The organism is Citrobacter sp. CtB7.12, assembly GCF_001297795.1.
GTDB lineage: Bacteria > Pseudomonadota > Gammaproteobacteria > Enterobacterales > Enterobacteriaceae > Citrobacter_A > Citrobacter_A amalonaticus.
In genome coordinates this window covers 101,940-126,496 of sequence record NZ_LIFT01000006.1, presented here as the reverse complement: position 1 = coordinate 126,496, position 24,557 = coordinate 101,940, and the positions used below count along the sequence as shown (strand labels likewise).

At 46.8% G+C, this 24,557-nt stretch carries 19 protein-coding genes and 1 pseudogene; 12 read left to right on the top strand and 8 right to left on the bottom strand.

Features of this window, described 5'->3' with window-relative positions; all coding sequences use genetic code 11:
• Positions 1-136 precede the first annotated feature (136 nt).
• On the bottom strand, positions 137-1,144 hold the full coding sequence (locus AOY24_RS09820; protein WP_054176564.1) for a DUF4238 domain-containing protein: 1,008 nt from the start codon (positions 1,142-1,144) through the stop codon (positions 137-139).
• 519 nt (positions 1,145-1,663) lie between these two features.
• Here AOY24_RS09820 and AOY24_RS09815 point away from each other — a divergent pair.
• The 3 genes and pseudogenes from AOY24_RS09815 (at position 1,664) to AOY24_RS09800 (ending at position 5,562) form a co-directional block, all read left to right on the top strand.
• Positions 1,664-1,879 carry an AlpA family transcriptional regulator gene (locus tag AOY24_RS09815; protein WP_054176563.1) on the top strand — a complete coding sequence of 72 codons (216 nt, stop codon included), beginning with the start codon at positions 1,664-1,666 and terminating at the stop codon, positions 1,877-1,879.
• A 35-nt stretch (positions 1,880-1,914) separates the two neighbouring features.
• A pseudogene (locus AOY24_RS09810) lies at positions 1,915-3,984 on the top strand (DUF927 domain-containing protein).
• 657 nt (positions 3,985-4,641) lie between these two features.
• Positions 4,642-5,562, top strand: coding sequence for a hypothetical protein (locus AOY24_RS09800; RefSeq protein WP_235507523.1), 921 nt, complete (start codon positions 4,642-4,644; stop codon positions 5,560-5,562).
• 1 nt (position 5,563) lies between these two features.
• Here the strand turns inward: AOY24_RS09800 and AOY24_RS09795 are convergent, their stop codons facing one another.
• Positions 5,564-5,788 (bottom strand): helix-turn-helix domain-containing protein, encoded by a 225-nt coding sequence (locus tag AOY24_RS09795; RefSeq protein WP_054176561.1) that lies wholly within the window; start codon positions 5,786-5,788, stop codon positions 5,564-5,566.
• Positions 5,789-5,827: 39 nt separating this feature from the next.
• A complete protein-coding gene (locus tag AOY24_RS09790; RefSeq protein ID WP_369815267.1) occupies positions 5,828-6,028 on the bottom strand; it encodes a helix-turn-helix domain-containing protein in 201 nt (66 codons plus the stop codon).
• A 170-nt stretch (positions 6,029-6,198) separates the two neighbouring features.
• Between AOY24_RS09790 and AOY24_RS09785 the strand changes: the two genes are divergently transcribed.
• From AOY24_RS09785 to AOY24_RS09765, 5 genes are all read left to right on the top strand, one after another.
• Positions 6,199-6,474: a helix-turn-helix transcriptional regulator gene (locus AOY24_RS09785; RefSeq protein WP_054176559.1), complete on the top strand. Its 276-nt coding sequence runs from the start codon at positions 6,199-6,201 to the stop codon at positions 6,472-6,474.
• A 112-nt stretch (positions 6,475-6,586) separates the two neighbouring features.
• On the top strand, positions 6,587-7,108 hold the full coding sequence (locus AOY24_RS09780; protein ID WP_054176558.1) for a PTS glucitol/sorbitol transporter subunit IIC: 522 nt from the start codon (positions 6,587-6,589) through the stop codon (positions 7,106-7,108).
• Positions 7,105-7,479: a PTS glucitol/sorbitol transporter subunit IIA gene (locus tag AOY24_RS09775; protein WP_054176557.1), complete on the top strand. Its 375-nt coding sequence runs from the start codon at positions 7,105-7,107 to the stop codon at positions 7,477-7,479. The genes AOY24_RS09780 and AOY24_RS09775 overlap by 4 nt, the downstream gene beginning before the upstream one ends.
• A complete protein-coding gene (locus tag AOY24_RS09770) occupies positions 7,476-8,456 on the top strand; it encodes a PTS glucitol/sorbitol transporter subunit IIB (protein ID WP_054176556.1) in 981 nt (326 codons plus the stop codon). Before AOY24_RS09775 ends, AOY24_RS09770 begins: the two co-directional genes overlap by 4 nt.
• A gap of 10 nt (positions 8,457-8,466) precedes the next feature.
• Positions 8,467-9,480: a Gfo/Idh/MocA family protein gene (locus tag AOY24_RS09765; RefSeq protein ID WP_054176555.1), complete on the top strand. Its 1,014-nt coding sequence runs from the start codon at positions 8,467-8,469 to the stop codon at positions 9,478-9,480.
• 59 nt (positions 9,481-9,539) lie between these two features.
• On the opposite strand, the gene AOY24_RS09760 is transcribed toward AOY24_RS09765, so the two are convergent.
• Positions 9,540-10,781: an MFS transporter gene (locus AOY24_RS09760; protein WP_054176554.1), complete on the bottom strand. Its 1,242-nt coding sequence runs from the start codon at positions 10,779-10,781 to the stop codon at positions 9,540-9,542.
• Positions 10,782-11,170: 389 nt separating this feature from the next.
• Here AOY24_RS09760 and AOY24_RS09755 point away from each other — a divergent pair, with 389 nt between their 5' ends.
• Entirely contained in the window at positions 11,171-12,394 is a 1,224-nt protein-coding gene (locus AOY24_RS09755; protein WP_054176553.1) for a radical SAM protein, read from the top strand.
• A gap of 22 nt (positions 12,395-12,416) precedes the next feature.
• On the opposite strand, the gene vapC is transcribed toward AOY24_RS09755, so the two are convergent.
• Complete coding sequence (gene vapC / locus AOY24_RS09750; protein ID WP_054176552.1) at positions 12,417-12,821, bottom strand: tRNA(fMet)-specific endonuclease VapC; 405 nt, start codon at positions 12,819-12,821, stop codon at positions 12,417-12,419.
• Positions 12,821-13,051 carry a type II toxin-antitoxin system VapB family antitoxin gene (gene vapB, locus AOY24_RS09745; protein WP_054176551.1) on the bottom strand — a complete coding sequence of 77 codons (231 nt, stop codon included), beginning with the start codon at positions 13,049-13,051 and terminating at the stop codon, positions 12,821-12,823. Before vapB ends, vapC begins: the two co-directional genes overlap by 1 nt.
• A gap of 982 nt (positions 13,052-14,033) precedes the next feature.
• Here vapB and AOY24_RS09740 point away from each other — a divergent pair.
• The 3 genes from AOY24_RS09740 to AOY24_RS09730 all read left to right on the top strand — a co-directional run bounded on the left by AOY24_RS09740 (position 14,034) and on the right by AOY24_RS09730 (position 21,301).
• The gene (locus AOY24_RS09740; RefSeq protein WP_054176550.1) at positions 14,034-14,906 is read left to right on the top strand and encodes an integrase domain-containing protein; all 873 of its coding nucleotides are present in this window, start codon (positions 14,034-14,036) and stop codon (positions 14,904-14,906) included.
• 100 nt (positions 14,907-15,006) lie between these two features.
• Entirely contained in the window at positions 15,007-19,839 is a 4,833-nt protein-coding gene (locus AOY24_RS09735) for an AAA domain-containing protein (RefSeq protein ID WP_054176549.1), read from the top strand.
• 4 nt (positions 19,840-19,843) lie between these two features.
• A complete protein-coding gene (locus AOY24_RS09730) occupies positions 19,844-21,301 on the top strand; it encodes a hypothetical protein (protein ID WP_054176548.1) in 1,458 nt (485 codons plus the stop codon).
• A 154-nt stretch (positions 21,302-21,455) separates the two neighbouring features.
• On the opposite strand, the gene AOY24_RS09725 is transcribed toward AOY24_RS09730, so the two are convergent.
• The gene (locus tag AOY24_RS09725; RefSeq protein ID WP_054176547.1) at positions 21,456-22,709 is read right to left on the bottom strand and encodes a site-specific integrase; all 1,254 of its coding nucleotides are present in this window, start codon (positions 22,707-22,709) and stop codon (positions 21,456-21,458) included.
• Between the two features lie 213 nt (positions 22,710-22,922).
• Positions 22,923-24,500: a glutamine-hydrolyzing GMP synthase gene (guaA, locus tag AOY24_RS09720; protein WP_044264876.1), complete on the bottom strand. Its 1,578-nt coding sequence runs from the start codon at positions 24,498-24,500 to the stop codon at positions 22,923-22,925.
• Positions 24,501-24,557 lie beyond the last annotated feature (57 nt).

Genomic DNA, 24,557 nt, shown 5'->3' with positions numbered 1-24,557 from the left:
GGGTAATCAATTCCCGCTCTGTGCCAGAAGCGGACTGTACTAACAACAATCGATGCTATCCAATGGATGGCTCTCTGCTTCTTACCCATAACGGGGTGTTAATATTTTCACCAATAATTTGTAACCATTGAGGATGTTACGAAACAACTGAACGAGGGCCATCGACTAATTCAGGACAATCATCAATGAGATTCTTTACCCGTTCAAAATCCTCAATCGAACTAAAAATAAATTGTTCTGCTCTCCAGACTTGCAAACTATTTAGATGATTCAACCTCCAGTCTTCGATACTTACCAGATGGTTATCTAATAGGTCTTTAAGGAAACTGAGCCTTTGAAAAACGTTAGACTGCTCTCCGCCTCGATGACTTACTATGTATTTGTAGATTAATTCTCTTTCTTCTCTTAGTTTGTCATTTAGGGAAGGGCATACCATTGCAAGAACTAGTGTTGTGGATAAGGGGAGGTAAATTTGGATGCCAGGTAGGGCTATCCCTGTGTTGCTTCTGTCGGTAAACTCTTTTTCGTTATACATAGTTACGGGGTTATCAGAAATATAAAATGGTCTATCCGGTGTCGTCTCGAAAAGTAACCATTCCTTACTTAGGATAATTGATGTTTCAAAATCACAGCCAGCAATTTGATCTAGAAAGTTGCTTTTAGTATTCAACTCAAAAACTTCATCGCTAAAATAGTGTTCAAGCTCTTCACAGATGATGCCTTTGAGCTTCAGCGTGTTGTACAGCCCTTGAGCCATGTGTTTCTGATTCTCATATTCACCACGAGTACGTAGGTGCTGCACGGTCACGAACCGAGCCAGGACACTCCGTTCTTCTTCTGACAAACCCTGTATGCTCTTAGTAGAAATAAGCTTACGAATGACTGTTGAGGCACTACCTTCATAGAGAGAAAGTAACGATTCCAGACTGGCAGTCTCTGGTTGATTATGAAGGTTGTAAAAACGACTATGCACGGTGGCATCGTTTACATTCATTTTCATAACCTGGCGGGTCCGTTTATTCAGCGCGAACACTTGTTTGCCACGTTTCTTTTTTTCCGAGCTAATGGCGAAATTTTCCAGCAAGAATCTCGGAACGGTATGCTGTCTAACAACATCTGTATGAAGTAATCCCTTGTTATACATAGTTCTCTCTGTGATTGAGTAAATACTATATTTGCTAAGTGATAGCCTTGTAAGTGTTCACAAAAATTCCTGAACAGGTCTGTTCGAGTGATAGTCTGGATAAGTCGATGCGATTCTTCCTACTGACATTATACGATAAGAAAAGAATAGATGTTGCTCTCGAATGTCTACTGGAAGAAAGCGCCAGCACAACTTTGTAAACCATAAGCATTCAAGGTAGCAACAGCGTCCGCTTCACACTCAGAGCTGACGGTGAGATAGCGACATCTTTTATGAAGCGTTTGTAGTCGTGCGTTGCCATTCGTTAACCATAGCAAATCTTGTCTCGACAGGGCTCAACTGAATAAAAACCATTTATTTTCAATAAATTAATCTAACGCCATCGGTTTTGATAGCAAAGAAACTCTTTCCGGACTCATTACTTTCTACCCGGACTTTACTTTTTCACCCGGACCTATACCTCCCCTTCCCTTTCCGCGCTATAACCGCTCCGACACTCTGTTCCCGTGAGGTGCAATCATGAAAACCCGTGCTGACAGCAACGATGCTTTTCCCGAAAGCGGCAATGTGCGTATGCGGCAGGTGGTCCAGTTTCTGGCGATGAGCGAATCGTCAGTTTACCGCCTGATTAAAAACACCGACTTTCCCCGCCCCGTCCACCTCTCTTCCCGACTGGTGGTTTTCGATGCCGCTGAAATCCGTCAGTGGCAACAGCGCCGCGCTATCATCCGTTAATCCACGCTCAGGGATGAGCCGACCGATACCCAATCATGAAACGCGCCCCTTTTCTCAACAAGCAGTCTCCCGACCGCACACTCGAAGTAGTGATCCTCGCCGGAAGCCTGGCATGGGAGACCTCACGCGTGTGGCGAAAAGATCCCGACCGGGAAGATGATGTTCCTCCGGTGGTACTCGGACCAGATGAACTGGCCGATCTGGATAACCTGACCATAATCAGACCTGACGCGCTCTACGTCCGGGTACTTCGCACAGGCGATATCCGCGAGGAGGAGTTGCTGAAAATCGCCGTAAAACTGGCGCACACGAACGTACAGATGGCCCGGCTGATGAGCCCTGACGGTGAGTTGCTGGAGAACTGGACCGGGCAGCTTGAACGCCTGCGACAGGAAAGGCCCTCTGACATCCTGCCGGAGCACTTCCGCCTCGATGAAGAGGCACTGTGGTTTGACAAGCTCACCGAACGCCGGGACGGTGAAAGCGATGTCCAGCCCCAGCGCATCTGTTCCCCTCTGCGCGTCACCGCCATCACCTGCGACAGCCATGACGGCAGCTATGGCCGACTGCTGGAATGGCATACCACCACCGGGCAGTTGCGGCGCTGGGCCATGCCGATGGCAATGCTCAGCGGCAACGGCGAGGAGCTGCGGCGCATTCTGCTGGAGAACGGCCTGACCTATATCTCCACCCGCCCCGCCCTGCGCAGCCTGCTGTGCGAGTACATCTCACGGTCACTCCCCGGACGCCGGGTCACCTGCGTGGAGAAAACCGGCTGGCACAACGGCGTGTACGTGCTGCCGGATGAGGTTATCGGTCCCGGTGGCGACAATGTCATTCTCCAGGGCAGCCACTACCTGACTGGCGGCTTTGTACAGTCCGGTACGCTGACGGAATGGCAGGAGCAGGTCGCCGCGCTCTGTGCAGGCAACTCGCGTCTGGTCTTTGCCGTCTGCTGTGCGCTGGCCGCCCCGCTGCTGCGCCTGACCGGAACGGGCGGCGGGGGTTTTCACCTGCGCGGTGAGTCCACCGACGGCAAAACCACGGTAATGAAGGTGGCCGCTTCCGTCTGTGGCGGCACGGATTACTGGCACTCCTGGCGGGCCACCGGGAATGCGCTGGAGGGAATTGCCAGCCGCCACAACGATGCCCTGCTGCCACTCGATGAACTGCGCGAAGTGGACCCACGGGAAGCCGGAATGATTGCCTATATGCTGGCGAACGGCCAGGGATAGGGGCGTGCCCGCACCGACGGCGAAGTACGTAACCGCAGACACTGGACGCTGCTGCTGTTCTCCACCGGGGAGCTGTCGCTGGCGGAACACACCGAACGCGCCGGGGAGCGTCTCTACGCCGGAATGGACGTGCGCATGGTACAAATCCCAAGCGACACCGGGCAGCATGGCGCGTTTGAGCAGCTACACGGCTTTGCCAGCGGCCAGCAGTTCGCCGATACCCTCTGCGACCGGGTGGCCCGCTTCCACGGCACCGCTTTTCGTGCCTGGCTGACCTTCCTCACCAGCGACCTGGACGCCAGCACCACGCTGGCGAGAGAGTTACTTCGCCGCTACCAGACCACCCTGATGCCAGATAATGCCGGAAACCAGGTGCAGCGCATCGTGGCCCGCTTTGCCCTGCTGGCGGTGGCTGGAGAGATGGCAACGCTGCAGGGTATCACGGGCTGGCAGGAAGGCACGGCGTATGATGCGGTGCAGATCTGCCTGCACGCCTGGCTGAACGAACGCGGCCATATTGCTAACCAGGAGGATGAAGGCGTGCTGGCGCAGATCAAGCGGTTCATCACCGCACACCAGTACAGCCGCTTTGCCTCGTGGGATGGCCCGGACCGCCCGCTGAATATGGTGGGCTTTCGCCGGGTGGAAAAAGATCCGCTGACGGGTGAAGAATACACACTGTTTCACATCCTGCCGGAGGGCTGGCGGGAAATGTGCCGGGGATTCAGTCCTGCCAGAGCGGCCAGATTATGTCTGGAAGCAGAATGCCTGCTGCCCGGCAGTGACGGGAAATACCAGTCGCAGGTTCGCCTGCAGGAGATCGGTAAAGCCAGGGTCTACCGGCTCACCTCCCGCATCCTCAGTATCTGAGTGCAGTCTCGCGAGTCTTAAAAAAAGGTGGTACAGGGTGGGACAAGTGGTACACGCAGAGCTGGCGCGGGTTACAGCGTCCCACTTTAGAGAATTTAGTTTAAAAAAAGTGGTACAGGGTGGGACAGCCGTTGCTGAATCTGTCCCACTTTTCAGGCTGGTATTTTTCAGGTGGTACAGCGCAAAGCCACGGCTGGCGCGGTTGTACCACTTGTCCCACCTGTACCACCTCAAAAACAGAAGGAATGAAAATGGCGAAAAGGGACTGAAAAGGCAAAGGCTGAAAGGAAGGGAGAATAAGGGGAATGGACTTGCCCTTCAAAGGCAAAAGCCATGCTCAACTTTCAATCTATAAGGCAGGATCGTCTTCCTGGGCAGGGGCAATCCAAACAATGGTTACTATGTGTATACATAGGTTCATACAAACGGGCAAAGCAATACTAACCCCAACTACGTGTATGGAGACGTTGTTCTGGATGGTACCGCTCACGATATATCTGGCGCTGACCGAGAAACATGAAAAGGCGGAAAGGATGCGGATTATGTGGAATACGGGATGTACTGAGGTGGAGATACCAATAATTTTAAGTACGGCAATTTCATAATAAAAACATGCTATGATACTGAGATTAATACTGAAAGATTGGACAAAAAATCATGACTGCAATTGCATGTTGGTTAAATAGCGAAGAAAACGATAGTATTTGGGCTGTTAGTGACTCAAGAATAACTCAGCAAAACAGCACTCTAACCGACCATTGCCCTAAACTATTCTCAGTACCTGTATCTGTTATACGCTCTACAGATGTATTACGTATACATCCACAAAAAATATTCGAGTTTGGTTTCGGCTTTGCCGGAAGTACAATAATAGGAATTAATGTTAAGGAAATGCTTGCTGTTTCACTTTCTCGATTACATGAAATAGGAAGTAGTACTCCAGAGCAAGAAATACCTTATGAAACCTATCCAACATTGAATGAAATAGCAATTCTAGCAAAAGACATTGCTGAAAAATTTATGCGTGATGTTGGCCAGTCATTTCCCCAATCAGTAAGAATTGAGATGCTTATTTTTGGTTTTTGTTTAAATACAAGATCATATAAAATAGTCAAGCTCAATAACTCTAGTGCAACCCCTGGCATCATTGATATAGAAGACAACCAGAATTTATTATCAGGCAGACCTATTTTATTAGGTGATCGTCAACAGGAACTGCAAGAATTCATTGAAACTACTCGAGAGCAATTTTCACCTAACACTATAAATTGGTGGCGTTCGCCATTTATTGCATTAAACAACTGGATAAATCAAGAAACGGTGAATACCATTGGTGGTTATATCCAAATGGTTACTGCTTTCCCATTTTTCGCCCGATTATCATTTTTAACAGACCTAAATGATAATCTTTTTATATCGAGTTATGCTGGAATTAACACTACTGAGTCATTTGGCCCTACGATTGGTGGTTTTATCTTAAGATCAATGGATGGAATGACCCTTCCAAGCGTAAACGGCTGGGACGTAGGAAATCAAGTCACCAGAGCAGCTGCAGAAAGAGCCGCAGCTAGTAGATAACCTATCTTTCAAAGTTAAATAACTCTTTAATATCTATGTCCAACCCTTTCCCCAAAACACTTATCACCTCAAGGGTTGGATTCCTTACCCCCCGCTCAATGCCGCTCACATAAGTACGATCAAGCCCACACTTATCCGCAAATGCTTCCTGAGACAGGCCTGACTGGAGCCTGAGTTTTTTGAGATGCGCACCAAACTGCGCCTGAATGCTGGATGTATTTTTCATCCAGATAAAATGAACTTACGTTGTTTATCAGACCACGGACTATAAGTCACATTCCGTTGATTCGGCGTCCTTTTCTGCGCCATCGTCAAACATAAATAAATGGCTAAGGTCCATCCCCAGACCATCCGAAATTGCACACATGACAATAAGCGTAGGGTTCCTCACTCCTCGCTCAATTCCACTCATGTAGGTGCGATCGATGCCGCACTTATCGGCAAAGGCTTCCTGAGACAGGTCCATCTCATGGCGTAGCGCCCTGATTCTGTTGCCCAGTACCTTTTTGATTGATCCCGTCTTTTCCATCTAGCCAGCATCAATCTTCGTTGATTATCGGTCCACGGACTATGAGTCACATAAAAAGCGTGCTAGCATACATTTGTGACTTATAGTCAACAACAGAGGTAAACGGAATGGCTAAAAAAGACTGGCACCCCGCCGACATCGTTGCAGCCTTACACAAGCGCGGTACCAGTCTGGCGAAACTGTCGCGGGAAGCGGGACTGGCCTCGTCCACGCTGGCGAATGCCCTGAACCGCCCCTGGCCGAAAGGTGAATGGCTGATTGCCATTGCGCTGGAAATGCATCCGTCAGCGATCTGGCCGGAGCGTTACCTCGACACGGGAAATAAACGTGAACCCCGTAAACCGCTTCACCCCATGACAACAACCGACAACTCCGGGACATAACGACCCGCGCTGTGAGTGGCAGGACGCATTAACCAACGATACCTGACAGGAGAGTTGTTTATGCACACCGAACCACAACCATGCACCATCGCACCACTCGCAGGAGGCCGCCATGTTTCTGGTCTCCCTGGCTGAAGGCTTTATCCACCTGTTCCAGACCGCAGGCAAAATCTTCCTCGACATGATGACGGGGCTTATCCCGATGCTCATCTGCCTGCTGCTGGCCATCAACTTCCTGATGAAGCTGGTCGGCATCGTCAGAATGGAGAAAGTCGCCGCCCTGCTTGGCCGCTCGCGCATTCTCACCTACGGCGTGCTGCCGGTGCTCGGCTGGTTCTTTATGAGCAGCCCCGGCGCGCTGACGCTCGGCAAGCTGTTGCCGGAGAAGAGCAAGCCCGGCTATGAAGATGCGCTCGGCACCACCGCCCATCCGCTCACCAGCCTGTTTCCCCATGTGGTGCCGTCGGAGTTGTTTGTCTGGCTCGGCGTCGCTGCCGGGATTAAGGCGCTCGGCCTGCCCGTCACCCCGCTGGCGCTGCGCTATATCGCCGCTGCCATGCTGACTGGACTGATACGCGGGATTATCACCGAGTACCTGTTCCTGCGGCTCAGCAGGCGGGGGAATGCGCCATGATGATTTACTGCGCACGTATTACTGCCATCGGGCTGTTTGTCGCTGATGGCCTCACCGACAAGATGCTCATCACCTTCGACAGCAACGGGCCGAAAGACTGCCTCGATTACTCCCTGTCGCTGGAGCCGTCGTTCCGGGAAGAGAGCCTGATGATACTCCCCGGCGACCGCCTGCTGCTGGCGGGTCACGACTATCTGGTGACTGCCGTTGGCAAAGGAGCACAGCAGGCGCTGTTTGAACTCGGCCACCTGACGCTGGTGTTCAACGGCGACCTGAATCCCTGCCACGTCGGCGCGCTTCATCTCTCCGGCCCAGTACCGAACCTGCGCGACCTCCACGGCAATCTGGTAATTGAGGAGGGACGGCCATGAACACGGTACTTATTCCTCCCGGTCCCGGTGGCTACGGCAAGGGACTGTGGCTGCCCGTTGGCAGCGGCAAAAAGGTGCTGTCACTGACCGGGCGGGAAATCCATCCCGTCGCCATTGAAATCGGTGCGCTGACTCAGTCAGAAGTCATCAACGGCTTTGCCGATATTCCCCCGGATGATGAGCTGCTGTGCGTGGTGATTAACTGCGCCGGGTCCCTGAGATGCGGCCTGTATCCGCAAAAAGGCATCCCGACCATCAACGTGCTCCCCACCTGGCGCGCCGGGCCGCTGGCGCACTTTATTAACGAGGATAACTACGTTTCCGGCGTGACGATGGAACAGCTGGTTCTGGTGGATACCGCCGAAGCCACGGACTGCGAGCCTGAGTCAGTTCCATCTCCGGAGCCAGTCATTACCACCACGCCGCCACCTCCCCGTGGCGCGGAGAAGCTGGTGCGCATGGTCGAGCAGACCGGCACCGCCGTCGGCCACGTTATCGCCCTGCTGTTCGCCGCCAGCCGGGAGGCGGTGGATGTATCGCTACGCAACGTTATCCCGTTTATGGCCTTTGTCTCGCTGCTGATTGCCCTGGTGCAGGAGACCGCGCTCGGCAGCCTGATTGCCGACGCCCTGACGCCGCTGGCGAACTCGCTGTGGGGGCTGGTGCTGCTGTCGCTGATTTGCGGCATTCCTTTCCTCTCCCCGGTACTCGGGCCGGGCGCTGCCATCTCGCAGGTGATTGGCGTGATGATAGGCACACAGATTGGCGCAGGGGCGATATCTCCGGCCTTCGCCCTGCCCGCGCTGTTCGCCATCAACGTGCAGGTCGGCTGCGACTTCGTGCCGGTCGGCCTTTCGATGCAGGAGGCGAAGCCGGAGACCATCGCAAAGGGCGTCCCTGCCTTTCTGCTCTCACGTCAGTTAACGGGGCCGCTGGCGGTCATCATCGGCTGGCTGTTTTCCCTGGGCTTATTCTGAGGACTCAATAATGAACAAAATCAGAGCCGCCGTGGTCGGCGCGGGTATCTACGGCAAACACCATATGAACGCGTACCGTCATAATCCGGACACGGTGCTGGTCGCCATCTGCGACACCGACACAGAGCGCTGTGACGACCTCGCCATGGCCTGTGGCGTGATGGGCTATACCCGGCTGGATGTCCTGCTGCAGGAGGAAGCCATCGACGTGGTCTCGGTGGCAACACCGGACCCGTACCACACTGAATCCATCCTCACAGCCCTGCGCTACGGCAAGCATGTGCTGGCGGAGAAACCGCTCGCCACCTCGGTACGCGAGTGCGAGCTTATCGTGGAGATGGTGCAGCAACGGGACCTGCTGGTCGGCGTCGATTTCCACAAACGCTGGGACCCGGCGGTGATGCGCATCAAAGCTGAACTGGAGAAGCCGGAAGCCGGGCGCATCCTGCGCGGGCATATCAGCATGGACGATGTCATCAGCGTGCCGACGGAGTGGCTGAACTGGGCGGGCGCAAGCTCCCCGGTGTGGTTTCTCGGCTCCCACTGCTTCGACCTGGTACGCCATCTTTCCGGCCAGGAGGTGGTGTCGGTGTACGCCGTCGGGCAGAAGCGGCTGATGGCCGAATGCGGCCTCGACACCTTCGACAGCGTGCAGAGCCTGCTGACAATGGGCGACGGCAGTTCATGGGTGGTGGAAAATTCGTGGGTGCTGCCGGAAGGTTTCCCGAAGGACAACGACGGGCGTATCGATATTCTTTGTGAAGCAACCTATATCCGCAGCACTTCACAGCACCGGGGACTGGAAATCATCACGCCGGGCATGACGCTCACGCCCAACAGCTATTTCATCAACTACCGCAATGGCGTCGCCAGCGGTTTTGGTATCGACCCGATAAACGACTTTGTGCACTCCGTCAGGCATAAAGCGCCCTATCCGGTCACCGCAGTGGACGGACTGGCGGTAAGCCGGATTTGTGAGGCGGTACATCGCAGCCTGGAGAGCGGGAAACCTGAAAATATTTAAGCAAACGGCGCAGGCGAAATTCCCTGCGCCAGTTTTATGCGGCTTGACTACCAGCCCCATCATTTACTCATCAGCATCTCTGCGGCTTCTTCGGGTTCAGCAGATAAAAATCGTCTGATTTCCCGGTTAGAGACAATAACCAGCATCGCAATAAAACACAGTGCCGACAGCATAAGGAAGATGTTATATACCCCCATCAAATCCATCAGATAGCTAAACAACAGCATTGCCACTGGCATATTGATCATGGCGAAAAATGACAGATTCGACAGTACACGTGTCCTTAAATGCCCAGGTAAATTAATCAGTAACAGAGAGTCAATCACCACGTTAATCCAGTTCCGTGATAACCCTATGATAAATTGTCCGATAAAAAGCACGATGACATGATGGCACAAACTGATGAGCAGCAGAGAGAGAAAGAAAAGTGATGAGGAGACATAAACCAGAGACTTATTATCAAATCGCGCGCGTAAATGGGGAAAAATAAACGATCCGGTTATCACACCTGCCCCCATGCTGGTTGCAAGCAATCCGACGTAGAAAGGAGACAGCCCTTTAATTTCTTTTATCAAGTAAGGAAAGGCCACCATCATCGGCGCAAAGGCAAGGCCAATAATAAGGCTGTAGATAAAAAATCCGGAGATCACCCTGTTACTCACCGTGTAGTTAAGCCCCTCTCTGATATCATCCAGCCATCGGACTCGACGACGCTCCCCCTGGTCGGCCTGAGAATGACAGCTCATGCATACACAGAATAAACAGGCAATACTGATGCTGAAGGCCAGAAACAGAAAAGAATTAGCGATCCCAAATACAGTCACCATTGCACCACCAGACACGCCACCAATAATGGACATCGTGGAGGTAACACGATGGGTAATGTTCATACCCTCGGTGATCCTGTTTTCAGGGATAAGATGAGGAAGAATGCCTATTGAGCCCGCATTAAATAAAATTCGGCCTGAAGCAGACAGAAGCTCAAATGCAATCAGTGCCGACAATTTCATGCCACCAGACATGAAAACAAAAGCAACGGTAACATAGCTTAAGAACTGGAGAGCAAGACCGGACAGTAGCAACAATTTCTTATTGTATCGATCACCGGCAGGTGCAATCAGCGGCTGGGCCAGAGCAGAAATGATCAATGGCGGGACAATGAGGTATGAAACATAGATCATCTTCTGGTATTCACCCAGAATCCACCAGACAGCGGCAATCGACGAGGCGCTGTAACCCAATGCTGTCGCAATCTGAGCACATCTGTAGAACCAGAAATCCCGGCCTAAACCGTCCCCCATGTTTCCCCCAGTACATGACATGACTCATCCTGCACTCATAAAACCACAAACTGAATTGGTTATTTTTTGATCAAAATCAATCAAATGGTAATGATTTTGTGAATAATTTGTTATCGTCAGTTCTCATGCCGTAACTGATGTTCCGGAACTACATCCACTGTTTTGTTGTAACGAACCAAACATGAGGGTAGTAACATGAGCATTCTTTCCAGACTATTCAAAAAGTACGTTTCTCCGGCCCAGCACTTCGGTATTCATGCGGGCCTGAATGGACATCTTGTCGATAGCGCAGATACCGGTCCAAACACAGGTGGCGGCTGGTAATGCCCTGCGGGGAGGGTTTTCCCTCCCCGATTTTCATCATCGGATGACGACAGGAGAGAAAGCGTATGAAGATAACAGAATTATATAATCACCCGCACCGTCTCCATCTGGAAACGACGAAACGCTGTAACCTCTGCTGCGAGCACTGCTACGTTTCCGCTTCAGACGATTTCCGGCACCATGATGCAGCCATGTTGAAGAAAGTCATTGCCGATACCAGGGAAAAAGGAGCGACACGACTCACATTGACTGGCGGCGAATTCCTGATGAGACCGGATCACAGGGAACTCATTGAATATGCCATTGCAGTGGGGTATCGCAATATCTACTTCATCACAAATGGCATTTATCTAAAAAGAAGCACACTGGAATGGCTTGCAAATCTTAAGGTCAGGCAAACACTCAAAACGCTTGTCCCTACACTTATCAAAAAAATGAAGCCTTTTACGATAGGATTAGGGATCAGCCTCGATGGACTTGAAGGCAATGGCATTATCCGTAAATACAAAAATGGTTACCCCGTCCCTTTTGATAAAATACTTAGCAAAATCGCACTCGCCACACAATATGGACTTTATATAACAGTAAACACAACTGTTTGTAATGAAAAAACCGCCTCAGAGCTTTTCCAGATGTATAAAAAACTGCGTGACCTGAATGTTGACCGCTGGCAAGTCGATCAGGTATTTATGAGTGGCAGAAGTATTACCAGCGATGCGGTGAAGAATAATGACACCTGGATTGATATTGCCAAAAACTCGTATTACGAAATTATTAACGATTATCTTCGTGTTTATCCTCATAAAACACAAATGAAACTAGAAATCGTTCAGTTATTTCGTTCAGCTATTCTTGAGCACGGATTCAAAATTATAAAAGATGATGCTTATCATCCTTGTTCATATCAGTTTGGCAGCGTTATCGTTGAAAATGAAAAGAACGTCAGATTCTGTCCATCACTACGCCATGCTCAGGACATTATATTCAATACCACGGAACAAGATATTTCTACTGACTCATATATGCAAAATCCGCATTTCAGAACCTTTTCAGAACTGATGCTCAAAGATCTGCCATGCAGGGATTGCCGTTACAAATTTATTGCACATGGTGGTTGCCGGGCAAACAGCGTCAGTTACAGAGATGCCCTGTATGCTAAAGACCCCGTATGCTGTTCTCTCGCCCCATTCCTTGAGAAACGCATAGTTCCCCTGTTGCCCTACGCGCTACAAAAACAGTACATAGCAGCCCTGTACCAGGAAGGTAAAATGCCAGAAGAGATTCTGTGAATTATCAAAGTAGAGAGGCTATTTAGCTGATACTCCAGTCTTCCAGACGTAAGCCATTAATACGTTCGAACTCACGGGTGTTGTTCGTCACCAGAATTAAACCCAGTGCGCGGACGTGGGCCGCAATCATGCTGTCATACGGGCCAACGGGCGTACCTGCTCTTGCCAGTTCTGCACGGATTTGCCCCGTCTGTACCGCCGCATCGATACCATAATTCAGCACCTCCAGCCGGGCTATAAAACCTTCTACCACGCGCAGGTTTTTCTCCGGGCTGGCGGACTTTTCCGCGCCGTAAATCAGTTCCATCAGCGTGACTGAACTGATACACATCCGCCCGTAATGCTGGTTAAACGCCTCCCGGACTGCCTGAGGTTTATTTTTGATCGTATAGATACAGATATTGGTATCCAGCATATATTTGAGCATCAGAACCCTTCCCTGTCCTGGTCACCGGGCTGTTCACGGGCGGTCATAAAGTCAGACGTCACGCTCTCACCATCAAACCAGCTGTCCCAGCTTTCGCCTGCGGGAGTAATAATGCGCGTTCGTCCTACCGCAACGATATCCACATGTTTGACATCCTCCGGTAAAGCCACCGCTTTTGGCAAACGCACCGCCTGGCTACGGTTGCTTTTGAATACGGTTGTCTTTTCCATTCTCGCCTCCGGTGGTGAAATTTTGTACATATTGTCAGCATAAGGTAATTATGGGATATGTCAATGGGATATACAAAAGAAAGAACTGGCGGGTACAAATATTTTCAGGCCCCCCTGAAAAAACAGCATTGCGCCCGCAAAGGCTCGCTAAAAGCCCTTTAGCGAGCCTTTGCGGATCTTCCTGTATTTCAGTGCATTAACACTTAAGAGGCTGACAACCCCTCGGGACCACTATCAGGCCCGGAATCACAAATTGTGTCGACTCATATAAAAAATAAGTCCCTTACCCGCAAGTCATCATAAAACAACACACTACTACATGATGGTTAAATCCTTTATTATCATTCAATTATGAATGAAACATAGCTTGACCATCGTATCCACAGTGCTATTTTTACGGTAACTGCCGCAGTCCTGGGACTGCACCCGAGACAGCCATGACCTCAGAGGACTGTGCCTGGCTGCTATGTCAGGTTGGTCAAGCCCTTAACCCCGCAAGCCGGACAATACGGCGGGGGCGTCTCTGACGCAGTCCGGTCGTTGTTGCTGCTATAACCTGTGCCAGCAAGAGGCAGGTTGGTACCGCGTCTTTAGACGGAGCGTATCTCTGCGCCAGTAAACAGGTTGCCTGAAACGGCGGCGCGTCACTTTGGAGGCGAAGCAAAACAAAGTGACGCCGACGCACACCGCTGCGCCAGCCGCTGTCTTATCAGGCTTATCGTTGTATTTACCCTCTGACGCCATCATTTCTGCGTCAAAAAGAGAAAAAGGAGGAATGAACAGTACCGGAGGCGGATCACGACGATCCGGGGGCATCCCTGCTGAGGCAGGCGGCCTGCACACCGTGCAGTACCGTACCCCACCATACCTCAACTCTCGCCTTCCGGCGCACCGGTATTGTTCAGCATGGCGCAGTTTTTACTGCGACAGCATCCACCACGCGCCGGAAAATATTGCTACCGCATCAGGCGGAGGAGTCAGCATGTCGCGACTGGCACAGGATATGAAAAAACTGGCGCACCGCGCAGGTGGCAGCCACAAAACCGTCCACGACCGCGAACGGATGGCGCAGCGTTTTGCCCATCATCTGCTGGCGCAGAATATTCAGGTCACCAGCACCAGCCAGCTCAAAGCCAGACACATCGCGGGATATATCCATGAACGGCTGGCGCAGGGTATTTCTCTGCGAACGCTACAGAATGAGATGGCGATGGTGCGCTCTACTATGGCTGAAGCCGGACGCACACACCTCAGCCAGTCAGAATTAATCAGCAACCAGTCGCTCGGTATCAGTGGTGCCAGCCGTGACGGGACGCACCGGGCCATTCCGGATGCGCTTTACCATCAGGTGCTGGAGCGGATACAGCAAACCGACGCAGGTCTCGCGGCCAGCCTGCAACTGGCGCGGGTGATGGGCCTGCGTGGACAGGAAGCGGTACAGTGCTGCCAGTCGCTGAAAACCTGGGATAAACAGCTGGAAAAAGGAGCTGAACGTCTGCCAGTGATCTTTGGCACCAAAGGCGGACGACCGCGGATGACACAGGTGATTAATCGGGAGGCTGCCCGTCAGGCGGTGAAAGAGGCGCTGAATATTGCCGGGGAGCGTGACGGGCATCTGATTGACAAGCCGGATCTGAAATCCGCGATGGACTACTGGCACAACCATCTCCGCGATGCCGGGCTGACGGGCGAATACTCTCCCCACTCCCTGCGCTATGCCTGGGCACAGGACGCGATCCGCTATTACGAGGAGCAGGGTCTGAGCCACAAAGAGGCGCTGGCGGTAACCTCAACGGATCTAGGACATGGAGATGGACGGGGGAGGTATATTGAGCAGGTTTATAACCGAACGTAATATATGTCTAAAATTTGTATGCAAGATGATAAATACTCTTCAATTTTAGAGAGTTAGATACTACTATAAGGTTACGCACAGGTAGAATTTAGGTATAAGCATGATTATTGATTGTCTCGACCCTTTAGGAATTAACGGATATGAAAGGAAGGCTAATGATATTTTAGCTAAATATCTTCCAGACAGTTGGAAAGCTTATTCTTCACTGGAAATGATTGGACGACAAAGCCGTGACTTTGAAGCGGACTTAATTCTTATAACTGATGACAGAATTATAGTAGTAGAGCTTAAGAATTATAAAGGAAAGCTCTTTTCAGTTGATGGGAAATGGGTACAGCAGTATGAAGATGGCTATCAAGAAAATAGGAAGAATGGGGTTCATCAAGCTCGCAGAGCCGCACAAATACTATCCAGTAAACTCGATGAGAAATTTATCGGAAAATTCAGGCCATGGGTCGATTATTGCGTTGTATTATGTGGAAGTGCAACCCAATCAGATTTACCAAATGATGAACAAGAATATGTATTTACATTAGAACAATTTAAAGAAATAGGCGATGAAAAGATCTACGTAAAATATTTTGGGAATAAAAAAGCGATAAAAAGAAAAGAGGATGCCCCAAATAAAAACATTACTATTTGGGATAGGATTTTTTCAAATAATAGTGCAGACTTCAAAGCAAAAACCTTTTCCATTAACAATTATATCCAAAAAGACACCAACTCTCTCCTAACACATAAACAAGGTTTATATTCAGAGTTTCGTAGCGAACGTGCAGATAATCATAACTACAAGGCTATAATGCGACGATGGGATTTCACAGTACCATGTATACAAGAATATGCAAGAACCCCAGACCAGCGAGCTCTTATTGCACACCGGGAATCCAGTGTACTTGGGTATATAAATAGTCAAAATGAAGATTTAAAAGACATTCACCTACAATTATTGCATTTACCTAAAGATCTTACATCAGACTTTGTAGAATTATATGAGTGGCCAAATAAAAAAGAAAGACTTGACGTTTTCATTCGAAAAAATAAGTCGAAATTAACTAAACAAAATAGACTAGACCTGATACAGTCGCTGATAAGTCAACTCGCAAGATTACATGATATTGATGTTGCGCATAGGGATATTAGTGCACACAGTGTATGGCTCTCCTTGCCAAGCAAAGTTGTATTATCAAATTTTCTTACAGCCTACTATCCAGATCCAGAAAATAAAACGGTTTCTAATGTCAGAAAAATACTCCAACACGGACAAGTCGAAACCCCTGAAGAATTATTTAACGAAAATAGTGGAACTGTTTACACAAGAGATGTCTATCTGGCTATTGCCGCATGTCACTATATAGCCTTTGATCATTGGCCACAGAGACAAGAGAACATATTCATATGGGAACCCATAGAAAATAATGAAATTAGCAAAAAACTGGCCCATTGGTTCGAAACTGGCTTAGAGCTTGATTCTTGTTCAAGATTTCAAAATCTCAGAGCAGCTCTATCAGAGCTGAATAAAATTTTAGATTTCAGTGAAAACAATTGTCCACTTTCACTACTATCAAAATATTACTCAACAAAAAATATATTCATAGATTTTAATGCTTCTCTTGTTCATAGCTTTGGAAATTGTCAGTTATTACGATCAAATGACAATGCATTTGCAATTAAAGCATGGTTTGGAGTTTCTGATACAAATGCTTCTGGTGGTATTAATCATCAATTATTATCGTTTTTTAACAGGTTAGATATGCTGCAATCGGCATCATTATCCTGTGCCCCTAAAATAATGGATTATGGACTAAATCCTACGATGACATGTCTTTACTTCCAGTATGAATGGGTGGAAGGGAATACCTGGGATGAATCTATCTATAACATAAATAAAGATGACGCTCTAAATATTTCTAAAAAACTTTTAGAAGCAGTCATAGAACTCCACCATTCTAATATACATCACGGAGATATACAGCCTAATAACATTATAATAAGAGAGGATAAAGTTTATTTGATTGATTTTCTCGATTTTAACAACGGAAATGAAAACAAGTATACACCAGCATATGTACCGCAAAACTTTGAAGCATTATCATTAACAAGCATAGATCGATATGCAACAATCAAATTAATTAATGAGATCGCTACTAAATTTGAGTATGTACATCTGAACTCTTATACAAATAATCTTCTTTCAATTCCAGAAATATCATCCTCCGAAATAGAAACTTTATATGATGGTTTTGACAGCATTGTTGAACCACCAAAACCAATTGCAATAGACTCATATGTCATTAGCCATAAATCTTTATCCAATGAAGAAATTATCCTATCAGATGATGGTATTTACTATGCTACAATATCAATAAATTCAGGTAAAAATAAGGATTTATTGAAAGTTAGAATTACTGGTGTTCGCTCACAAATTGAACTGTTATTTCACCCAGAAAAAAAATTCATTGCACATATATCTTTAAAATCTATTCAGCATGATCAATTTATACGAAACAAAAGAGATGCTGAGCTTGAAGTAAAAGGCTGCATAACACTCAATAATAATTTAACAAATAGTAATGAGATATTTATTGATCATATTTTAAATACTGATTTCTACGCCAAGCTAGTTGAGGATGCAAAAGACACATTAATAAATGACACACAACCAAGACCGATACTATCCTTATCAAAGATTAATAAACCAAACATTATTTATGCTAAAAACATTTGGCGAGCTTTGGTAGAAACCGAACACGAAAGCAACCCTAAGATACAAGTAATAACAGAACCAAAATTTACAGAACAAGGCCAGATGACTTTTCGGTATACGGTAGAGGACACTAAATTTGATTTTGATCTTTTGTCAGAAAGGGTATCATTAAAAACTTCAGTAAAAGATGAAATTAAATATATTGGTTCCTTACAAGATTATAACTCTGATACCATCATCTTTAAACCTAAAGGTCGCATTAATATTCAAATAGGTGATACAGTCATGCTTGAAGGAAGTATGACTGCAGCATCACTAGCAAAACGTGAAAAAGCCGTGACTAACCTCATCCGAGGTCGTTCTGTTATACCAAATATCACTGATTATTTTTCACCAGGACTGATAGCCACACATTATGAGGGCAATGAGCCCAGTGATGAAGAATTAGATTTTTATACAGAAGTAGATGACCAAGGTAAAGTTATATTTTCTTTGAATGACCAACAACGTGCAGCATTTAAAAAATTATACAAGTTCGGACCAATATCATTATTGCAAGGCCCCCCTGGTACTGGTAAAACAGCATTCATAGGCTCATATATACACTATAGTATATTACAGGGAGCGCGTCGCGTATTGTTAGTTAGTCAATCGCACGAAGCCGTAAACAATGCCACGGAAAAAGCAAGAGCTTTATTTAGTAAAAATAATTCATCTATCGACATAGTAAGATTTGGTGATCAAAATAACCTGTCTATTCCTCTTGATGATATTAGTGAAAAATCATTACAAGAACATTATAGAGACAAATTCCGTGCAGAATACAAGGAGAGAGTGCTCTTATTAACTGATGATCTTGGAATAGATAGAGATTTTTCTAATTCGATAACAAATTTTGAAGTTTCTTTCGGGAATAAGCTTGAGCAGTTAAGTTCTTTAATAAAGGATCCTGAACTAGCAAATTCAGATAATGTTGCCAATCGAATAAAAACAACAATTGATAAACTTGCTACGTATTTAGAAAGAGACGTAGGAATATCAATAAAACTTGAAGGTATACAACTCTCTAAGTTGAGAGAAAAAATCTATAAAGATATCGCATCTCATTATGGTGTTTATTCTGATGATATAGTATATAAATTGAAAAATATCATTGATATTTCAAATGAATGGCTAAGTGTAATGGCATCAAGCCAATCTCAATTCCAGAACTTTCTAGCCAAAACTCGGACGCTTGTAAGCGGTACCTGTGTAGGAATTGGGCGCTATCATTACGGTATCCAAGAAAATATATATGACCTTGTTGTGATCGATGAAGCTGCTCGTTCTCCAGCAAGTGAATTGGCTATCGCCATGCAAGTTGGCCGTAAAATACTGCTTGTTGGTGACCATAAGCAATTACCGCCTTTATTCGATGAACATCATATAAAAGCTGCTAAGCGCCTTCTACCAGAGATCAGTATTGAAGAATTGAAGCGTAGCGATTTTGAGAGAGCGTTTGTTTCCGATTATGGTAAAAAAATAGGATGCTCATTACTTATTCAGTACAGAATGGCCCCCGTAATAGGTAATCTAGTTTCATCTTGTTTTTATGAAAACAAATTAGAAACAGGAAGAAGTAAGACAAAAGACTCCTATTATAAAATAATCAATAACTTTGCAAGGCCTGTCACTTGGTTTGATACTAGCGAGGCAAAGGAAAAATCTTATGAACAACGCCCACAAGGAAAAGGCATTAACTCAAAAAGTTGGGTTAATTCATTCGAGGCAGATAAAATAATAGCCATAATAAAATACCTTTATGATAATGATACTGAAGAAAATATTTTTACAGAAGGTGATGACCCTAAAATAGGAGTCATCTGTATGTATGGTGAGCAAGTTCGCTTACTTGTAAAAAAAATTAATAGCTTATCTTGGGCTAGAAATTTGCTAGAAAAGAGAATAATTAAAATTGATACTGTTGATAGTTATCAGGGGAAAGAAAACGATATTATTATACTATCTCTTGTTCGAAGCAACCGTAAAGGTGAGCAAGGACATGTTTCATCAGAAAATAGAGCTAACGTATCCTTATCAAGAGCGAGAGAGGCCCTATTTATTGTTGGAAATAAAAATATGTGGCAACAGAAAAACTGTGATTCAGCATTTGGAAAAGTATTCGCTTACATATCATCAGTTGAGTCTGATGAATACACAATTTTAAATGCGAACGATATGGAATAACGCCATGAAAATACAATTAAATAAAATTTGTTTTGGGTTGCCTTCTAAGGCTTTTTTCATTGACTATACAGTGAGTCAAAAACGCCAATTGCCTGTTGTCAAAGAATTTATCGTTCGATTACTACATTCATTAGAGTCAGCAAACATTCAGACATTACGTAATTTTTTTGGATTTACAGATAAAGAAATTCAAGCGGTTCTAGATGATTTATTAGAAGAAAGTTTAATAAAATGGGATGAGGACAAAGTTGCATTAAGCCATTATGCACTTAATAGCTTTGTTGAAGTTGATGGGAATATGCTTCCACGATTTTTTGAGGTTGCAGAAAAAACAGATACAGTTCATTTTGAGTTACATGATTTTAGAATATTACCAAATATTATTAAACGAGGAAGTCCTGGAAACTTAAATATAACGCTATCATTATCTGATGATTGTTATAGAGACTTAAATCAAAAAGCACAAAGTTCTTTTGATTCTCATTTTCAACAATTCAGAGAAATAGTAAAGCAGGAAGATATATTTTCTGACAGACAAGAACTTTATAAAATAAACCAAGTTTCAAGTAAATATGATTTATTAATTCCTGTTGAGGTAGAGTATTATATAGAAATAAATGAACCAAGTGTTTTAAAAATGGGTTATGAGTCAAACTTAATTGATGAATGGGATAACTCCAAAACCTTATTTACCACCATGGATAAAATGGTAACGAACGCGCTACAAAAAAAATCAGGAAGTTCATTTATTGAGTACGCAAACGCAACTAATGACCCCATATTATCGAATTATTGGAACGATAGTTCTCAGACATTAGAATATGATCTATTAGTTAATAACTACAATAATCAAAGTGCAAATATTGGTAATGACACTGTATTAATAATTGGAAATTTCTATACCGATTTCAACTCAGATTATATACTTGACAAAATAAAAGAGAGATATGAAAAAATTGAGAATTTTAAAAACTCTGGATTAATTTGGTTCACAAGCACACAAAATATCAGCTGGGGAAAAAGCAGCGCACTTTCAAACTTCTTATCCAAAATAAAATTTTTATTTGATAAGAAACTACATACTTCCGAATCTGTTCTGGTAATGTCCTGTAAAAGTAAGCAAGAAGCATATGAATTGAATAAGTTATATGGTCGTTTAGATGCTAAGTTACTAGGTTGCACTAATCTGTATGCTGGTGAAAAAGGAGAGGTATTGCTAATTCCAAATGTAATGGTAGCATGCCTTTATCATTCTCCTATTGATGACACTCGAAGCATATCATTCCCGGTTGGCTATATAAGCTTCAATAAAAAAACAATAAATGATATAAGTAACAAAATATCCAAATGGGGTTATTCACAAAATAACTTCAACAACTATATGGATAAAAAGGATACGAAGGAAAATGATGGCATATTTGAACGTTTGTTCATCCCTATAATCAACCAAAGTATTGAATAATAATACTAGCTGGGGGCTCTATATATGCCCCCACTCTAGCCTAAAACTTTAACATTTCGAATATTATCTTCTTTTCGACGGATTCTAACCTAGCTGAGTATGTGAATTTCTCGTTATCGATAAAGAGCCTCAAATGGTTGTCCCAACAGAATACCTATCCTACTATCTTAACCCACTCCTCATACTTACTCGGCGAAAACGGTGTAAGCCTCACCAACGTTCCGGCGATCCAGCCATCAACCATATCCGCCCACTGCTGCAACATGTAAGCACGCTGCTGTGCATATTTCGCTTTGTTGTAAATTGCCCTCACCCCTTTTTGCTCATGCGCGAGGCATTTCTCTATCCAGTCTGATGGATACCCTGCCTCGTGCAATAAAGTGCTGGCGGTTCGTCGCATGTCATGGACGGTAAAATGCTCGAGCGACTTCCCCTGCGACTGTGCAACTTTTACCGTCGTGGTAATAACCCCGTTGAGAGCTGCATTAGACAACGGTTTGTTGATGCTATAGCGCCCGGCAAGTAAGTAAGGACTTCCTCCAGCACACATTTGCAGCGCCACCAGCAGATCGCAAGCCTGACGGGAAAGATAGACGACATGAGGCCGCCCCCCTTTCATACGGCCTTTGGGTATGGTCCATTCATTAGTATTGAAATTCACTTCATTCCAGGTCGCCTGAGTAAATTCACTCTTACGCACCAGCGTAAGAAAAATCAGCTTCAGGGCCAGTTTGAGCGTGGGCATGCCAGCAACGGTATCCAGCGTATTAAAGAAGATAGAAATTTCCGGCAGAGAAAGGGTTCTGTCACGAGGAAGAAATGTGGCTATCGAAGTGGCCTTGATATCCTGAGCGGGATTCTTAAAGTCATGCCCCCGGTTTTTCGCGTATGTATAAACGCTACTGATAATCTCACGCGCCTGTACCGCCGTGGCATTACCGCCACGATCCACGATGCGATCGCACAGGGTTCGAACCATTGATGGCGTAATCTCCGCCATTTGCTTGTTACCCAGAAAAGGAATGATGTCCCGGTCAATGACGGCCTGCTTCATCGATCTCGTGCTGTCTGCAAGAGAGGCACGCTTCATATAGCTGACGGTAAAATTTGCGAAAGTTTCCGCATTTCTGATCTGATTTTTACCGTCACGTTTCTTCACAGCAGGCGACACGCCTGACTTGATCAGCTTTTTGGCGGCAATGAGTTGTTCACGCGCTTCAGCCAGTGAAATACCGTCAGCGCCATACTGTCCAATGGTCAGGGTTTCACGACGGCCATTAATCCGATAATCGTAACGAAATGAGCGAGTTCCAGTGGGCGATACGGCCACATAGAGCCCATCACGATCGGTAACTTTGTAGATTTTTTCCTGCGGTTTAAGTCTTTTAAGCTGGATATCGGTAAGCATACGCCCTCCGGAAATACCGTCAGAATTGACTAATTACTGTACGTATTGACTAAAGAGGACTGTCTACTTTTTCGACGATTACGTCAAATTTACCGTCAGGAACTGTGCGCCACATAGAAAATTCATGAATGTACATAAATAAAAACCCTCTGTAAAAACAGAGGGTTGATTGCAGTTTTACCAGTTCATGAAAACTCAGGAAGGGTTATCGGCTTATTCCCACTCGATCGTGGCTGGCGGCTTACCGCTGATGTCATACACGACGCGGGAAATGCCGTTCACTTCGTTGATGATGCGGTTAGACACACGGCCCAGGAAGTCATACGGCAGGTGTGCCCAATGCGCGGTCATGAAGTCGATGGTTTCAACCGCACGCAGAGAAACCACCCAGTCGTATTTACGGCCATCGCCCATCACGCCAACAGAGCGAACCGGCAGGAACACGGTGAACGCCTGACTCACTTTGTTGTACAGGTCGGCTTTGTGCAGTTCTTCAATGAAGATAGCGTCCGCACGACGCAGCAGGTCGCAATATTCTTTCTTCACTTCACCCAGCACGCGCACGCCCAGACCTGGTCCCGGGAACGGGTGACGGTAGAGCATATCGTACGGCAGGCCCAGTTCCAGACCAATTTTACGCACTTCGTCTTTGAACAGCTCTTTCAGCGGCTCAACCAGACCCATCTTCATCTCTTTAGGCAGACCACCTACGTTATGGTGAGATTTGATGACATGCGCTTTACCGGTCGCAGAAGCGGCAGATTCGATAACGTCAGGATAGATGGTGCCCTGCGCCAGCCATTTCACATCTTCCAGCTTCAGCGCTTCTTCGTCGAAGACTTCAACAAAAACGCGGCCAATGATCTTACGTTTCGCTTCCGGATCGTTCTCGCCTTTCAGCGCGGTCAGGAAACGATCTTCAGCCGGAACATGAACAATGTTCAGACCAAAGTGATCACCGAACATATCCATCACCTGCCCGGCTTCATTCAGACGCAGCAGACCATTATCGACGAAGACACAGGTCAGGTTTTTACCGATCGCACGGTGCAGCAGCATCGCCGTGACGGAAGAGTCCACGCCACCGGAAAGGCCGAGGATCACTTTGTCATCGCCAACCTGCTGGCGGATACGCTCAACGGCGTCGTCGATGATTTTTGCCGGCGTCCACAACGCTTCACACTGGCAGATATCGCGGACAAAACGCTCCAGCATACGCATCCCCTGACGGGTATGGGTCACTTCCGGGTGGAACTGAACGCCGTAGAAGCGTTTTTCTTCGTTCGCCATAATGGCAAACGGGCAGCTTTCGGTGCTGGCAACGGTGACGAAGTCGGACGGAATTGCCGTCACTTTATCGCCGTGGCTCATCCACACATCCAACAGCGGTTTGCCGTCAGCGGTCAGGGAGTCTTCGATACCGCGAACCAGCGCGCTGTCGGTTACAACTTCAACCTGCGCGTAGCCGAATTCACGCTCAGTCGACCCTTCAACATGACCGCCCAACTGCATCGCCATCGTCTGCATGCCGTAGCACACGCCGAAGACCGGAACGCCGGCTTCGAAAACGTATTGCGGTGCACGTGGGCTGTTGTCTTCCGTGGTGCTTTCCGGGCCACCGGAAAGAATGATACCGCTAGGATTAAACTCGCGAATCTGTGCTTCAGTTACATCCCACGCCCACAGTTCACAGTAAACACCCAGTTCACGTACGCGACGTGCAACCAGCTGTGTGTACTGCGATCCGAAATCAAGGATGAGAATGCGATGCTTGTGAATATTGTCTGTCATTGACGCTAATTCCGAGGCAAGTGAAACAATAACAAAACGCCCGGTTAAAACCGGGCG